We start from the raw sequence: 13458 nt of genomic DNA, 5'->3' as shown, positions 1-13458 counted from the left end.
TATTCAGGCGTTGGAGGCGACTGGTTGCTTGGCGGTCATCAGCCACAACGCCAGCAGGATCGACACCAGGATAAACCCGGAAGCCGCAAAGCCCAGGCTGCCCAGGCCGAGGGTATCGATCACATGGCCACCTACCATGGCGCCCAGGCCGATCCCCAGGTTGGCCCCGGCGATATTCAGCGACGCGGCAAACGCAGGCGCGTGGGGCGCGGCCTTCATCAAGCGCACATGGCTGACCAGAAACATCGCTGCCTGGGTCACGCCCCACACGGCCATCGCCGCCGCCAGGCCCACGGTGGAGTGAATCGCCGGCACCAGCGCGACCATGCCGGCGATCATGAAGCCGCAGAACACCATGGAGGCGATCAACGGGTGGCGATCCACCGCACGCCCACCCAGCGAATTGCCAATCAACCCGACCGCGCCGAAGCCCATCAGGCACCAGCCCACCAGCGTGCCGTCGAAACCGGCGAGGCGCTCAAGGATGTCCGCCAGGTAGGTGTACGCCGTGAACATGCCACTGAACACCAGGATCGACAGCAAAATATGGCCCTGCATCAGCGGGTTGCGCAGGATCTTGAACTGCGCGCGCAACGTCACTTCATTGTTCTTCGGTTTTGTCACCGGCAAGTAGATAAACAGCAGCAAGGCCTTGGCCACCGCCACGACCGCGAGGATGGCAAACGCGGTACGCCAGCCGAACATATCGGAAATCAGCGTGCCCACCGGAATGCCGAACACCGTGGCGCAGACGATACCGAAGCCGATCTTTTCAATAGCGCGCCCGGCGTATTCGGGGCCGACGATGTCCACCGCCGTTTCACTGGCCAAGGCCCAGAACACCGGCAGGCCAAGGGCCGGGATCAACCGAGCCAACGCCATCACCCAAATGTTCGGTGCCAGTGCCGCCACAGTATTGGCCACGCCGAACATGATCAAGATGCTGATAAACAGCCGCTTGCGTGGGAAACGCGCGCAGTAGGCCGTGAGAAATGGGCCAAAAGCCGCCACGGTAAACGCGAACAATGTCACCAACAGCCCGGCCTGGGACACGCTGACGTGTAAATCACGGGCAATGGACGGCAGCAGGCCGACGATGACGAATTCTGTGGTCAGCACGGTAAAGCCGGCGGCCGACAGCAGCAGGATGGGAAACAACATGAAAACTCCAGAAACGACGACATCAACGACTGCCCTGGGGGCTCGCTGAAGGATAGGAAAAATGAGAGGACAGAATCTTAACAGGATTTTGCGAAAGCTTGGGTACGTGGCGACGCAATGCCGCACCGCCAGGGAGGTGCCCTTCAGCATGCTAGACTTCGCGATCCGCGTCCTACAGCCCTTTCCGCCTGTGCCGCTGTGCCTCCAAAAACTAGAGACAAGTGTTTATGACTGCTGCCCCTTCCCTCCTGCATCGACTAGCGCGCGTCAGCCTGGTCACACAAATCGTCATCGGTTTGATCGCCGGCATTCTGCTGGCCCTGCTGCTGCCCGAGGCGGCCAAGGCCACCGGTTTTATCGGCAAGGTCTTTGTCACGGCACTCAAGGCCGTGGCACCGATCCTGGTGTTTGTGCTGGTGATGGCGTCGATCGCCAACCATAAGCATGGCCAGGAAACCCACATCAAGCCGATTTTGTTCCTGTATCTGCTGGGCACCTTTGCTGCAGCCGTGGTCGCGGTGATTGCCAGCATGTGGTTCCCCTCCTCACTGGTACTGGCGACCCATGACGCAACGGTCAGCGCGCCGGGCGGCATTGGCGAGGTGTTGCAAAGCCTGTTGCTGAGCGTGGTGGACAACCCCGTCAGCGCGCTGATGAATGCCAACTTCATTGGCATCCTGGCCTGGGCCATCGGCATGGGGATTGCCATCCGTCATGCTGGGGAAACCACCCGCACCGTGCTCGACGATCTGTCCAATGGCGTCACGTTGATCGTGCGCGTGGTGATCCGCTTCGCCCCGCTGGGCATCTTCGGCCTGGTGGCCTCGACCCTGGCCACCTCCGGCTTCGGCGCCCTGCTCGGCTACGCCCACCTGTTGGTGGTGCTGATCGGCTGCATGCTGTTCGTGGCGCTGGTGATCAACCCGGCCATCGTGTTCTGGAAACTGCGCCGCAATCCGTACCCACTGGTGCTGATGTGCCTGCGTGAGAGCGGGATCACCGCGTTTTTCACCCGCAGCTCGGCCGCGAACATTCCGGTCAACCTGGCGCTTAGCAAACGCCTGGGCCTGCATGAAGACACCTACTCGGTGTCGATCCCCCTCGGTGCCACCATCAACATGGCGGGTGCCGCGATTACCATCACAGTCCTGACCCTGGCCGCCGTGCACACCGTGGGTATCGCCGTCGACCTGCCGACTGCGGTGCTGCTCAGTGTGGTCGCCGCCATCTGTGCCTGTGGCGCCTCTGGCGTGGCGGGTGGTTCGCTGCTGCTCATTCCCCTGGCGTGCAGCCTGTTTGGCATCCCCAGCGACATTGCGATGCAGGTGGTGGCTGTCGGTTTCATCATCGGCGTGCTGCAGGACTCGGCCGAAACCGCGCTCAATTCGTCCACCGATGTGCTGTTCACCGCGGCCGCGTGCCTGGGCAAGGAACAGCAGCCGGCTTAACAGTCGCGCACAAAAAAACCGGGGCGGCTCGTGTATGAACCGCCCCGGTTTTTTTATGCGTGCTTAGAAAGCGCCCATGTAGTCACGCTTGCCCACTTCCACGCCGTTGTGGCGCAGCAAAGCGTAAGCCGTGGTGACGTGGAAGAAGAACTGCGGCAGACCGTAGGTCAGCAGATAGGACTGGCCGCTGAAGCGCTTCTCTTTCGGCGTGCCAGGACGGGTGACGATCTCGATGCCTTCCTTGCCGTCGATTTGTTCAGGCTGGAGGGTGTCGATAAACGCCAGCACCTTGGCGATCAGCGCTTGCAGGTCAGCGAAGGTGACTTCGGTGTCTTCATATTTCGGCACTTCGATCTCGGCCAGGCGCGCGGAAACGCCCTTGGCGAAATCGACGGCGATCTGCACCTGGCGCACCAGTGGGAACATGTCCGGGAACAGGCGCGCTTGCAGCAAGGCGTTCGGCTCGATGTTCTTGGCGGTTGCGTGGGCTTCGGCCTTGGTCAACACGCCGCTCAGGGCGGTGAGCATTTGCTTGAAGACCGGGATGGAAGCGGCGTACAGGGAAATAGTCATGGCAGTCTCATGGGTAATGGCACGGTTTGAACCAGCGACGATTATAGGCATGCCGGGCGCTTGTCTTTTATTTTTTCGGGATTACGCTAAGGACCTTCAATGCATAGGGAAAGCGCGATGACCGCCGAGCACGACACCGACACCCCTGAGCCGCGCCTGAACAGCACGGAAATCCGCATCCTGGGCTGCCTGATCGAAAAACAGGCGACCAACCCGGAAACCTACCCCCTGACGCTCAACGCCCTGGTCCTGGCCTGCAACCAGAAAACCAGCCGCGAACCGGTGATGAACCTCAGCCAGGGCCAGGTCGGCCAGAGCCTGCGTGTGCTCGAGGGCCAGGGTTTCACCCGCCTGGTAATGGGCAGCCGTGCCGACCGCTGGGAGCATCGTGTGGACAAGGCGCTGGAACTGGTGCCGGCCCAGGTGATCCTGACCGGGCTACTGTTTTTACGCGGGCCGCAGACCGTCAATGAGTTGCTCACCCGCAGCGGGCGCATGCATGACTTCGAAGATGCCGAGCAGGTGGTGCACCAGCTCGAGCGCCTGATTGCCCGCGGGCTGGCACTGTTGGTGCCGCGTCAGGCGGGACAGCGGGAAGATCGCTACACCCACGCACTGGGAGATCCGGCAGAGATCGAGGCAATTATCGCGGCGCGAGGGAGCCCGGTGGAGCGTGGGGCTGTCAGTGGCGTGTCTGTAGAACGCATCGAAGAGCTGGAAGCACGGATTGCGGCGCTGGAAGAGCGGCTGGCACAGCTGGAACAGGCCTGACGCGATCCAAAAATGTGGGCGCGGGCTTGCCTGCTCCCACATCGGATGTTTCGTATTCTTCAGTGGCGTGCAAATGCCACGGCTTTTTCGAACTGCTCCTGCGTCGGTCGCACACCGGTATAGAGCACAAACTGCTCCAGCGCCTGGATCGCGATCACTTCCAGCCCGGTAATCACCCGCTTGCCCTTGGCCCGCCCGCGCACGATCAATGGCGTTTCGGCGGGGATCGCCACTACATCGAACACGGTCTCTGCAGCATCCACGGCTTCGGCGTCAAATGCCAGTGCATCCGCCTCGGCGCCGCCGGTCATGCCGATGGGTGTTACGTTGATCAGCATCTGCGGGCGCAAGTCGCCCAACTCGGCCTGCCACTGATAGCCCAGGTTTCGCGCCAACGCCCGGCCCGCCGTCTCGTTGCGCGCCACGATCACGCCATTGGCGTAACCGCCATCGCGCAAGGCACTGGCCACGGCCTTCGCCATGCCACCGCTGCCTCGTAGGGCAAAGGTCGATGCTTTCGGCACGGCATGCTTTTTCAGTAACTGCTCGATCGCGATGTAGTCGGTGTTGTAGGCCTTGAGGTGCCCGTCGGTGTTAACGATGGTGTTCAGGGAGTCGATGGCTTGAACCGAATCGTCGAGCTCATCCACCAAGGCAATAGCGGCCTCCTTGAACGGCATGGAAACCCCGCACCCCCGCACGCCCAGCGCCCGGATACCGCCGATCGCGCCGGGCAAATCCTGGCTACTGAAGGCTTTATAGTAGAAGTTCAGACCCAGCTGTTCGTACAGGTGGTTATGAAAACGCAAGCCAAAATTCCCGGGGCGCGCCGACAATGACATGCACAGCCGGGTGTCCTTGTTGGGGTGCATCTGCATGGGTAACTCCTTTGAGTAAGCAAATCGGTACAGACCTTACACAACCTTTACCTAGCGGCTGTGCTGTTTTTCAGAAATACGTTGTCTTAAAAGTATCCCCGCGACATTACTTGAGTCTATTGATTGCAGACCACAAGCGCTGGGGCTAACCGAGGAATGACCATGATTCGTACAATCCCCAAGATCGCCTTGCTTGTTGGCGCACTCGCTATGGCAGGCCAAGCCTCCGCCCACGGTGGTGGTTGGGGTGGCCCGGCTGTATTGGGTGCTTTAGTCGGCGCAGCAGTCGTAGGCTCCGTCGTTGCCAGCCAACCGCGCGAGGTCTACGTGCAGCAGCCGGTGTATGTGCAACCGCAGCCGGTCTATGCAGCGCCGCCACCGGTCTACTACGCACCGCCACCTCCGGTGTATGTGCAAGAACAGGTTTACTACCGCCCGGCGCCGGTCTATTACGGCGCACCCCGTGGCTACTATGGCCCTCCCCACGGCTATTATCGCCGCGGCTGGTAACCGGCAATCGTCACCTCGAAAACAGGCCTCGCCCGACAGCGGGGCCTTTTTTTGCGTGAAAAGTCCGGATTCAGGCTGCCAAGGTCGCTCTGAGGACAATGTTCGAGGCCAAATCGCACATCATCGACACCAATGTCTACTTGCTCGACCTGGCCTTACGCTGTCATGTTTGTGTCACGACACACTCCCACTATCGAGCCTGTCCACCCAATAACAACAAGGACGACTGACCATGCCCACGCAAAACCCGCACCGCACCGCTGGCCTCTGTACGTCCAGCAAGGTCTACAGTGCCCTCACGGAGCTCAAGCACCTGGAGGGACACCGCAGCGCCAAATTCCTTGCGTTGCTGGCAGAAAACCTGGTGCGCAAAGGCCTGCTCAGCGAGCAGGAAGTGGTGAACATGCTCGATCAGGTCGTGGACTGACGTCTCGCGTCGATGTCGACTATCGAGCCAGGTGATTTTTCCTTAGCCGTCCAGACCCGTAAGGTGACCTCCATAGCGATTGGAGGTCCTTATGCCCACTGTTCAGATCATGTCCGTCATTGGCAGCGCCGTCCCCGCCGCTCTTCGAGCGTCGGGATTACTCGCCTGCTGGTACCTGGTTCGCGATGGCGAAGCCATCAGCGGCCCTTTTAAAAGCAGCCGTGAAGCCGCTGCAAGCCTGAAGCTTGAAGCGTGAAGCGGCTTCTAAGGTAATGGCAACTTGACTCGCGGCTTGCTCTCCACGAACAACGCCCAACTCGACATGAACAACGCCGCCACCAGCGGCCCGATCACAAAGCCGTTCAGGCCAAACACTGACAGACCGCCCAGGGTCGAGATCAGGATCAGGTAGTCCGGCATTTTGGTGTCCTTGCCCACCAGAATCGGGCGCAGCACGTTGTCCACCAGGCCGATCACAAACACGCCGAACAGCGCCAGCACCACGCCCTGCCAGATCGAGCCGCTCAACAGGAAGTACGCGGCCACCGGCCCCCATACGATCCCCGCGCCCACCGCTGGCAGCAACGACAGAAACGCCATCAGCACCGCCCAGAGCAACGCACTGGGGATATCCAGGAACCAGAAGATCAACCCACCCAGCGCACCCTGGGTCACGGCCACCAGTACGTTGCCCTTGACCGTGGCACGCACCACCCGATTGAACTTGAGTTGCAACCGGCGCTTCTGCGGCTCGGCCAAGGGCACTGCCGTGCGCACCTTGCGCACCAGCTCCGGGCCGTCGCGCAGCAGGAAAAACAGCAAATACAGCATGATGAAAAAGCTCACCAGGAAATCAAACGTGCCCTGCCCGAAGCTGAACGCCTGGGTCGCGAAGAACTGGCTGCCCTGCATCGCACTCTTGACGATGTTCTCCCGCAAGCCTTCCAGGTTGCCCATGCCAAAGCGGTCCAGCAGGTGCTGGAAGTAGGGCGGCAGCACGTTCTTGAACTGCTCGATATAACCGGCCACATCCAGCTTGCCGCTCTCGATGTTCTTGTAGAGCGTCGCACCCTCTTGGACCAGCAAGGCGCTGGTGATAATCACCGGCAAGATCGCGATGATCAGGCAAGCCGACAAGGTCGCCAGGGAAGTGAAATTGCGGTTCCAGCCAAAGCGTTGCTGCAGGCGACGCTGCATCGGGGCAAAGATGATGCCGAGGATGACCGCCCAGAACACTGCGCCGTAGAACGGCAGCAGTATCCAAATGAAAGCGACGGTTACCAGGCCCAGCAGTAACAGCAGGGTTTTGAATTGCAGGTTGGTTTGATTCATGTCCGGTCCATGTCAGAAAAGCATCGGGCCCTTGTAGGCCCTGTTGCTTAGTCCGCAGCGAAACCTGGGAGTGCCCTCGTTTATCGAACAAGCATAGACCGCTTCACTTGGGGGCTTTGGCCTCATCCAGCAAGGTCTGGATCATTTGCTCCTGAGCCTCATAACGACCTTCGCCAAAATGCGTGTAACGCACTTGCCCGCTGGCGTCGATCAGGTAATGGGCAGGCCAGTACTGGTTGTCGAAGCTGCGCCAGATCGCGTAGTTGTTGTCGATGGCCACAGGGTAGGTGATGCCCAGCTTGCGCACCTGGTCCTTGACGTTGCCAATGATGCGCTCGTAGCCGTATTCCGGGGTATGCACGCCGATCACTACCAGCCCGTCCTTTTCGTACTTTTTCGCCCACGCTTTGACGTATGGCAAAGTGTGCTGGCAATTAATGCAGTCGTAGGTCCAGAAGTCGACCAAGACCACTTTGCCTTTCAAGGATTCGCGGGTGAGTTCGGGTGAATTGAGCCACTCGACTGCACCCGCCAGTGGCGGCATGGCACCCTGCGTGTTGGCCCGTTCGGGATCGGCCTTGACCTTGCTTACCACGTAGTCCACCACTTTGGGGACCGTTTCGAGCACGCCTTTCTCCAGGCTACTGAGGCCTTCGGACGACGTACCGGCCAGCAGGGTTTTGTCGGCGCCGCTGGAAATCACCACCGCCGCCGCCAACACCGCCACCCCTGCCCCACGGCGCAGCCAACCGGTGACCGGGATTGACGCCTTGAGTCGATTGACCAGGCCGCGCCCGGCAAACATCAAGGTGCCCAGGGACAATGCACTGCCCAGCCCATAGGCCACCAGCAACAGGCTGGTGTGCGCATTGGCACCTTGCAACATCGCGCCGGTGAGGATCACTCCCAGGATCGGCCCGGCGCACGGGGCCCACAACAGGCCGGTGGCGACGCCGATCAACAGCGCCCTGAGTGGCCCGGACAGCGTGCGGCGGTCCGGATCGATGCGGTTGCCCAGCACCACGAACGGGCGGGCCAGCCAGCCGCCGACCCGCGCAGAGATCAACGACAGCGCAAACAGCACCATCACGATCAGTGCCACGTGGCGGCCGGTGTTACTGGCCTGGACCACCCACTCACTGCTGACCACCGCCAGGCTGGACACCAGCGCGAAGGTCAGGGCCAGGCCGCCAAGGGCCAGCAGGATCGAGCGGCGGGTTCGGTCAGCGGCGGCGAACAGAAACGGCACCACCGGCAGGATACAAGGGCTGAGGACGGTCAGGATGCCGCCCAGGAATGCGATCAATAACATGCTGTTCACCTTATGGCCGCGAAGACTCAGTTATCGCCAATGCAACCGTCGCCAAACTTGAGGTAGTCCAGCACCTGGGGCGTATCGTGGGAGTCCAGGTAGGTCATCCGCGCATTGACCACGCCGCAGGCAGGCACGGAATCCTGGCTCATCGACACGACACGCTTGATATCCAGGTGAGTGCCGTAGTCGTAGGCGTGCGCTGTGACGCTGGCTTCGGCGCGGGCCGACAGCGTGCAGATGTTCAGCGCGGCAAACAGGCAGGCGGCGTAGACGGCTTTCGTGTTCATGGTGTTTAGCTCCAGGCTTCAAGGTTGGAGGCGATGTGCCTCGTTGCCATCCATTAGAAGCCCCCGGGGTATCGCGCCTGTGTCGAAAACCCGCGCGTGTAAATCCACACGTATCCAGGCTGCCTGCCGATACACAGCGATACAAAAAGCCCAAAGAACGACGTGGATCAATAAACCGCCATTGCAGCTCGGCTAACGTCGTGACCTTTTGCGATCCCTACCCATGCCTTCCCTGCTCGCTCCCGAACTGCTCGCCCCCGCTGGCACCCTGAAAAACATGCGCTACGCCTTCGCCTACGGTGCCGATGCGGTCTACGCCGGCCAGCCGCGCTATAGCCTGCGGGTGCGTAACAACGCGTTCGACCACGCCAACCTGGCCTTGGGCATTCAGGAAGCCCATGTGCTGGGCGAGCGTTTCTACGTGGTCGTCAACATCGCCCCGCACAACGCCAAGTTGAAGACCTTCCTCAAGGACCTGGCCCCGGTGATCGCCATGGGCCCGGACGCGCTGATCATGTCCGATCCCGGGCTGATCATGCTGGTGCGCCGGCACTTCCCGCAGATGCCGATTCACTTGTCGGTGCAGGCCAACACGGTGAACTGGGCCAGCGTCGAGTTCTGGCAACAGCAAGGGATCTGCCGGGTCATCCTGTCACGGGAATTGTCCCTGGAAGAAATCGGTGAGATTCGCCAGCAAGTGCCGACCATGGAACTGGAAGTGTTTGTGCACGGTGCCTTGTGCATGGCCTATTCCGGACGGTGCCTGCTCTCGGGCTATATGAACAAGCGCGATGCCAACCAGGGCTCCTGCACCAATGCCTGCCGCTGGAAATACCAGGCGACCCCGGCGATGGAAGACGCCACGGGCGACATCGTCCAGCTGTTTCAGCCGGAACCTGCCCTGGGAATCGGCGCACCGACCGACCAGGTGTTCCTGTTGCAGGAAGCCAACCGTCCCGATGAGCAGATGCCCGCCTTCGAGGACGAGCACGGCACCTACATCATGAACGCCAAGGACCTGCGCGCCGTGCAGCATGTGGAGCGCCTGACTCACATGGGCGTGCATTCGCTGAAGATCGAAGGCCGCACCAAATCGCACTTCTATTGCGCGCGCACTGCCCAGGTGTATCGCCAGGCCATCGACGATGCGGTGGCCGGCCGCGCCTTCGACCGCAACCTGATGACCGACCTCGAGTCCCTGGCCCAGCGTGGCTATACCGAAGGTTTCCTGCGCCGGCACGTGCACGATGAATATCAGAACTACCAGAACGGCAGTTCGGTGTCGGAACGCCAGCAATTCGTCGGCGAGCTGACCGGAGAACGTCGCGGCGAACTGGCCGAGGTCAAGGTGAAGAACCGTTTTGCCGTGGGCAATCACCTGGAGTTGATGACGCCCGCTGGCAACTTCCACTTTGACCTGGCCTCGCTGCACAACGCCAAGGGCGAGGCCGTCGACGTCGCGCCAGGGGACGGGCACACGGTGTATGTGCCGCTCCCGGCCGAGCTGGACTTGCGCTTCGGCTTGCTGATGCGCGACCTCTAGCGCTGTCGCGTTCAACCAGACGCCGAAGCTTACGTTGATCAGATCCGGAACTGGCCGACCAACTGCCCCAGGCGCTGACCCAGATCCGCCAGGCTACGGGAGGTCTGGGCGCCCAATTGGGTTTCGTCGGCAACGCTGTCCACCGCCACGGCAATCTGATGCACGCTGCGGTTGATCTCTTCGGCCACGGCCGTCTGCTCTTCGGCAGCGCTGGCGATCTGGGCGTTCATCGAATTGATGGTGCCGATCAGTTGGGCCATGGTGTCGAGGGACGCACCGGCCTCATTGGCCTGGGCCGAGGTGCCGTCACCGGCATCGCTGGAGCGGCGCATGGCATCCACGGCGGCTTCGGTGCCTTTTTGCAGGCGATCGATCATGCCCTGGATTTCCTGGGTGCTGGTCTGCGTGCGACTGGCCAGGGCGCGCACTTCATCGGCCACTACCGCGAAACCACGCCCGGCCTCCCCTGCCCGTGCAGCCTCGATCGCGGCGTTGAGCGCCAGCAGGTTGGTCTGCTCGGCGATGGAGCGGATCACGCTGAGCACACTGACGATGGAAGAGACGTCCTGCTGCAAGCTGTCGAGGGACACGCCGCTGCTGCGGATGTCGTTCACCAGCGCATGGATCTGCGCGATGCTGCCGTCCACCACGCGCTTGGCGGCCTGGCCTTCGGCGTCGGTTTGCTGGGCCGCCACTGAGGCACCCTGGGCACTGCGCGCCACTTCCTGGGCGGCCGACGACATCTGGTTGATCGCGGTGGCGACCTGGTCGGTCTCGTGGCGCTGGCGCTCCATGGCCTGTTCGGAGCGCTGGGCCTGGTCGGAGACCTGACTGACCAGGCCAGTGAGTTGGGTGGTCATCTCGGTGATCTGGCGTACCAACCCATGGATCTTGTCGACAAAACGGTTGAACGCGCCTGCCAGGTCGCCCAGCTCATCCTGGCTGGTGATGGCCAGGCGGCGGGTCAAGTCACCTTCGCCGGCAGCGATGTCGTCGAGGTTGGCTTTCATCAGGTGCAGCGGACGCAGCATGGTATTGGCCAGGACGATCCCCACGGCGGCAATCACCAACAGCACCACTACGGCCACGCCGAGAATGCTCAGCAGCACGCCTTCCATGCGTTTTTGCACCTTGGCCTCGACCACCGCCACCTGGGCTTCGATGCCATCCAGGTTCACCGAGGTACCGATGACCATGTCCCACTTCGGCAGGTATTCGGTGTAGCCCATCTTGGGCACCAGCTCCGTCTGGCCCGGCTGGGTCGAACTGTATTGGAGGTAGTGGGTGCCGTCCTTGCCGACCTTGACCAGGTCACGGTTGACGTACACGCCGTTGGGGTCGCGGTTGTCCTTGAAGCTCTTGCCCACACCGTCGGGGCTGTTGCCCTTGAACAGGCGGATGGTCTCGGAGTCGTAGCCGAAGAAGTAGCCGTCCTTGCCGTAGCCGGTGTTGGAGAGCAGCTTGACGACCTGGGCGCGCGCAGCGGTATCACCGGGGGCTGCCGCATCGTAGAGTGGCTTGATGGTGGTCATGGCCACCTCGACATAACTTTGCAGGGTGGCCTTGGCGTCATTGAGCAGGCGCTGGCGGGTTTCGTCGACTTCGTTGCGCGCCTGACCCTGCAGGATCCAGACGGTGGTCAGGCTGATGACCACGGCAAACAGCAGCACCGGCACTACGGCGAGGGACAGGACTTTGGCCTTGAGGCTCAGACGCATGGCTTTTCTCTCTCTTATTAGTGGCGACTTGAGAGGTTATCGGCCATTTGCCCGGGATCTGTAGGCGCCGGGGACGTCAACGCCTACAGCTGGGGAGGTGTCAGAGGGTCATGGCTGCCAGCCAGCCGAAAGCCAGCAGTGGAAGGTTGTAGTGCAGGAAGGTTGGCACCACCGTGTCCCAAATGTGGTGGTGCTGGCCGTCGATATTCAGGCCCGAGGTGGGGCCGAGGGTTGAGTCCGAGGCGGGCGAACCGGCGTCACCCAAGGCACCGGCCGTGCCGACAATGCACACGATCGCCAGCGGGCTGAAGCCCAGTTGCACACACAGCGGCACAAAGATCGCGGCCAGGATCGGCACCGTGGAAAACGACGAACCGATGCCCATGGTCACCAGCAAACCGACCAGCAACATCAGCAACGCCCCTACCCCACGGCTATGGCCGATGAAGGCCGCCGAGGTTTCCACCAGCGAGCGCACATCGCCGGTGGCCTTGAGCACTTCGGCGAAGCCCGAGGAGGCGATCATGATGAAGCCGATCATGGCCATCATCTTCATGCCTTCGGTGAACAGGTCGTCAGTGTCGCGCCAGCGCACGATGCCCGACACCGAGAAAATCAGGAACCCGGCCAGGGCGCCAATGATCATCGAGTCCAGCCACAGCTGGATGATGAACGCCGAGGCAATCGCCAGGCCGGCCACCAGCAGGGTCAGTGGGTTGTACTGCACCGCCACCTGTTCGACCCGTTCGATTTTCTCCAGGTCGTACACGCGTTTCTTGCGGTAGCTGACAAACACCGCCACCAGCAGGCCCACCACCATGCCCAACGCCGGCAGGCTCATGGCGTGGGTGACGTTGACCTGGCTGACGTCCACACCGCTCTTGGCCACGTTGGCCAGCAGGATCTGGTTGAGGAAGATATTGCCGAAGCCCACCGGCAGGAACATATAGGGCGTGATCAAGCCGAAGGTCATCACGCAGGCGATCAGGCGACGGTCCAGCTGCAGCTTGGTCAGCACGTAGAGCAGCGGCGGCACCAGCAACGGAATGAACGCGATATGGATCGGCAGGATGTTCTGCGAAGCAATCGCCACCACCCACAGCAGGCCGATCAGCAGCCATTTGACATGGCTGCCGCCGGTGGCTTCCTGGCGGTCTACCAGCAGTAGCGCCTTGTCGGCCAGGGCGTGAGCCAGGCCGGATTTGGCAATCGCCACGGCGAAAGCACCGAGCAAGGCGTAGGACAGCGCCACAGTAGCCCCCCCTCCCAAACCGCCATTGAAAGCCTTGAGCGTGGCGTCGATACCCAGGCCGCCGGTAAGGCCGCCCACCAGGGCCCCGACGATGATGGCGATGACCACATGCACGCGGGACAGGCTGAGCACCAGCATGGTGCCGACCGCGGCAATGACTGCGTTAATCATGGTTACCTCAAGCAGAAACATAAAAAACAGGCATGCCCGCGCCCAGGCAGCCATCGGGTGGCAGCCAGCGTG

The 13458-nt window shown here is 61.6% G+C and carries 14 protein-coding genes and 1 pseudogene; 6 read left to right on the top strand and 9 right to left on the bottom strand.

The genetic code is table 11. The features are described 5' to 3' along the window. Positions 1-3: 3 nt before the first annotated feature. A complete protein-coding gene (locus ATH90_RS10490; RefSeq protein ID WP_034103655.1) occupies positions 4-1161 on the bottom strand; it encodes an MFS transporter in 1158 nt (385 codons plus the stop codon). A 227-nt stretch (positions 1162-1388) separates the two neighbouring features. Here ATH90_RS10490 and sstT point away from each other — a divergent pair, with 227 nt between their 5' ends. Further along, the gene (gene sstT / locus ATH90_RS10485) at positions 1389-2609 is read left to right on the top strand and encodes a serine/threonine transporter SstT (RefSeq protein WP_098466207.1); all 1221 of its coding nucleotides are present in this window, start codon (positions 1389-1391) and stop codon (positions 2607-2609) included. 63 nt (positions 2610-2672) lie between these two features. Here the strand turns inward: sstT and ATH90_RS10480 are convergent, their stop codons facing one another. Continuing rightward, the gene (locus ATH90_RS10480; RefSeq protein WP_034103651.1) at positions 2673-3182 is read right to left on the bottom strand and encodes a DUF1993 domain-containing protein; all 510 of its coding nucleotides are present in this window, start codon (positions 3180-3182) and stop codon (positions 2673-2675) included. Between the two features lie 117 nt (positions 3183-3299). Between ATH90_RS10480 and ATH90_RS10475 the strand changes: the two genes are divergently transcribed. After that, on the top strand, positions 3300-3953 hold the full coding sequence (locus tag ATH90_RS10475) for a YceH family protein (RefSeq protein ID WP_034103649.1): 654 nt from the start codon (positions 3300-3302) through the stop codon (positions 3951-3953). Between the two features lie 59 nt (positions 3954-4012). Here the strand turns inward: ATH90_RS10475 and ATH90_RS10470 are convergent, their stop codons facing one another. Continuing rightward, positions 4013-4831, bottom strand: a complete 819-nt coding sequence (locus ATH90_RS10470) for a shikimate 5-dehydrogenase (protein ID WP_069022931.1) — start codon at positions 4829-4831, stop codon at positions 4013-4015. Between the two features lie 156 nt (positions 4832-4987). Between ATH90_RS10470 and ATH90_RS10465 the strand changes: the two genes are divergently transcribed. The 3 genes from ATH90_RS10465 (at position 4988) to ATH90_RS29350 (ending at position 6024) form a co-directional block, all read left to right on the top strand. Then, the gene (locus tag ATH90_RS10465; RefSeq protein WP_098466206.1) at positions 4988-5341 is read left to right on the top strand and encodes a hypothetical protein; all 354 of its coding nucleotides are present in this window, start codon (positions 4988-4990) and stop codon (positions 5339-5341) included. A 232-nt stretch (positions 5342-5573) separates the two neighbouring features. Further along, the gene (locus ATH90_RS10460; RefSeq protein ID WP_010211349.1) at positions 5574-5768 is read left to right on the top strand and encodes a hypothetical protein; all 195 of its coding nucleotides are present in this window, start codon (positions 5574-5576) and stop codon (positions 5766-5768) included. A 91-nt stretch (positions 5769-5859) separates the two neighbouring features. Further along, positions 5860-6024 carry a hypothetical protein gene (locus ATH90_RS29350; protein ID WP_164403646.1) on the top strand — a complete coding sequence of 55 codons (165 nt, stop codon included), beginning with the start codon at positions 5860-5862 and terminating at the stop codon, positions 6022-6024. Positions 6025-6032: 8 nt separating this feature from the next. On the opposite strand, the gene ATH90_RS10455 is transcribed toward ATH90_RS29350, so the two are convergent. The 3 genes from ATH90_RS10455 to ATH90_RS10445 all read right to left on the bottom strand — a co-directional run bounded on the left by ATH90_RS10455 (position 6033) and on the right by ATH90_RS10445 (position 8702). Further along, positions 6033-7100, bottom strand: a complete 1068-nt coding sequence (locus tag ATH90_RS10455; protein ID WP_034103641.1) for an AI-2E family transporter — start codon at positions 7098-7100, stop codon at positions 6033-6035. A gap of 103 nt (positions 7101-7203) precedes the next feature. After that, entirely contained in the window at positions 7204-8412 is a 1209-nt protein-coding gene (locus ATH90_RS10450; protein ID WP_098466205.1) for a cytochrome c biogenesis protein DipZ, read from the bottom strand. 26 nt (positions 8413-8438) lie between these two features. After that, positions 8439-8702 (bottom strand): DUF2790 domain-containing protein, encoded by a 264-nt coding sequence (locus ATH90_RS10445; RefSeq protein ID WP_034103637.1) that lies wholly within the window; start codon positions 8700-8702, stop codon positions 8439-8441. A gap of 223 nt (positions 8703-8925) precedes the next feature. Here ATH90_RS10445 and trhP point away from each other — a divergent pair, with 223 nt between their 5' ends. After that, on the top strand, positions 8926-10245 hold the full coding sequence (gene trhP / locus ATH90_RS10440; RefSeq protein WP_098466204.1) for a prephenate-dependent tRNA uridine(34) hydroxylase TrhP: 1320 nt from the start codon (positions 8926-8928) through the stop codon (positions 10243-10245). Positions 10246-10283: 38 nt separating this feature from the next. Here the strand turns inward: trhP and ATH90_RS29905 are convergent, their stop codons facing one another. The 3 genes and pseudogenes from ATH90_RS29905 to ATH90_RS10430 form a co-directional block, all read right to left on the bottom strand. Then, positions 10284-11039, bottom strand: coding sequence for a methyl-accepting chemotaxis protein (locus ATH90_RS29905; protein ID WP_371919457.1), 756 nt, complete (start codon positions 11037-11039; stop codon positions 10284-10286). A 102-nt stretch (positions 11040-11141) separates the two neighbouring features. Beyond that, positions 11142-11963, bottom strand: a pseudogene (locus ATH90_RS29900) (cache domain-containing protein); the annotation flags it as partial. A gap of 100 nt (positions 11964-12063) precedes the next feature. Beyond that, positions 12064-13383 carry a Na+/H+ antiporter family protein gene (locus ATH90_RS10430; protein WP_164651222.1) on the bottom strand — a complete coding sequence of 440 codons (1320 nt, stop codon included), beginning with the start codon at positions 13381-13383 and terminating at the stop codon, positions 12064-12066. Positions 13384-13458: the final 75 nt, after the last annotated feature.

This window comes from Pseudomonas lurida, from assembly GCF_002563895.1.
GTDB classification, from domain to species: Bacteria; Pseudomonadota; Gammaproteobacteria; order Pseudomonadales; family Pseudomonadaceae; genus Aquipseudomonas; species Aquipseudomonas lurida.
Note: the sequence above shows the minus strand (reverse complement) of the source record. Positions and strands in the feature narration are given on the sequence as shown.

What these genes read in the sequence shown, in the direction of transcription:
- ATH90_RS10490 (WP_034103655.1), bottom strand. Translation starts at nt 1,161, where the DNA reads ATGTTGTTTCCCATCCTGCTGCTGTCGGCCGCCGGCTTTACCGTGCTG.
- sstT (WP_098466207.1), top strand. Translation starts at nt 1,389, where the DNA reads ATGACTGCTGCCCCTTCCCTCCTGCATCGACTAGCGCGCGTCAGCCTG.
- ATH90_RS10480 (WP_034103651.1), bottom strand. Translation starts at nt 3,182, where the DNA reads ATGACTATTTCCCTGTACGCCGCTTCCATCCCGGTCTTCAAGCAAATG.
- ATH90_RS10475 (WP_034103649.1), top strand. Translation starts at nt 3,300, where the DNA reads ATGACCGCCGAGCACGACACCGACACCCCTGAGCCGCGCCTGAACAGC.
- ATH90_RS10470 (WP_069022931.1), bottom strand. Translation starts at nt 4,831, where the DNA reads ATGCAGATGCACCCCAACAAGGACACCCGGCTGTGCATGTCATTGTCG.
- ATH90_RS10465 (WP_098466206.1), top strand. Translation starts at nt 4,988, where the DNA reads ATGACCATGATTCGTACAATCCCCAAGATCGCCTTGCTTGTTGGCGCA.
- ATH90_RS10460 (WP_010211349.1), top strand. Translation starts at nt 5,574, where the DNA reads ATGCCCACGCAAAACCCGCACCGCACCGCTGGCCTCTGTACGTCCAGC.
- ATH90_RS29350 (WP_164403646.1), top strand. Translation starts at nt 5,860, where the DNA reads ATGCCCACTGTTCAGATCATGTCCGTCATTGGCAGCGCCGTCCCCGCC.
- ATH90_RS10455 (WP_034103641.1), bottom strand. Translation starts at nt 7,100, where the DNA reads ATGAATCAAACCAACCTGCAATTCAAAACCCTGCTGTTACTGCTGGGC.
- ATH90_RS10450 (WP_098466205.1), bottom strand. Translation starts at nt 8,412, where the DNA reads ATGTTATTGATCGCATTCCTGGGCGGCATCCTGACCGTCCTCAGCCCT.
- ATH90_RS10445 (WP_034103637.1), bottom strand. Translation starts at nt 8,702, where the DNA reads ATGAACACGAAAGCCGTCTACGCCGCCTGCCTGTTTGCCGCGCTGAAC.
- trhP (WP_098466204.1), top strand. Translation starts at nt 8,926, where the DNA reads ATGCCTTCCCTGCTCGCTCCCGAACTGCTCGCCCCCGCTGGCACCCTG.
- ATH90_RS29905 (WP_371919457.1), bottom strand. Translation starts at nt 11,039, where the DNA reads ATGGAGCGCCAGCGCCACGAGACCGACCAGGTCGCCACCGCGATCAAC.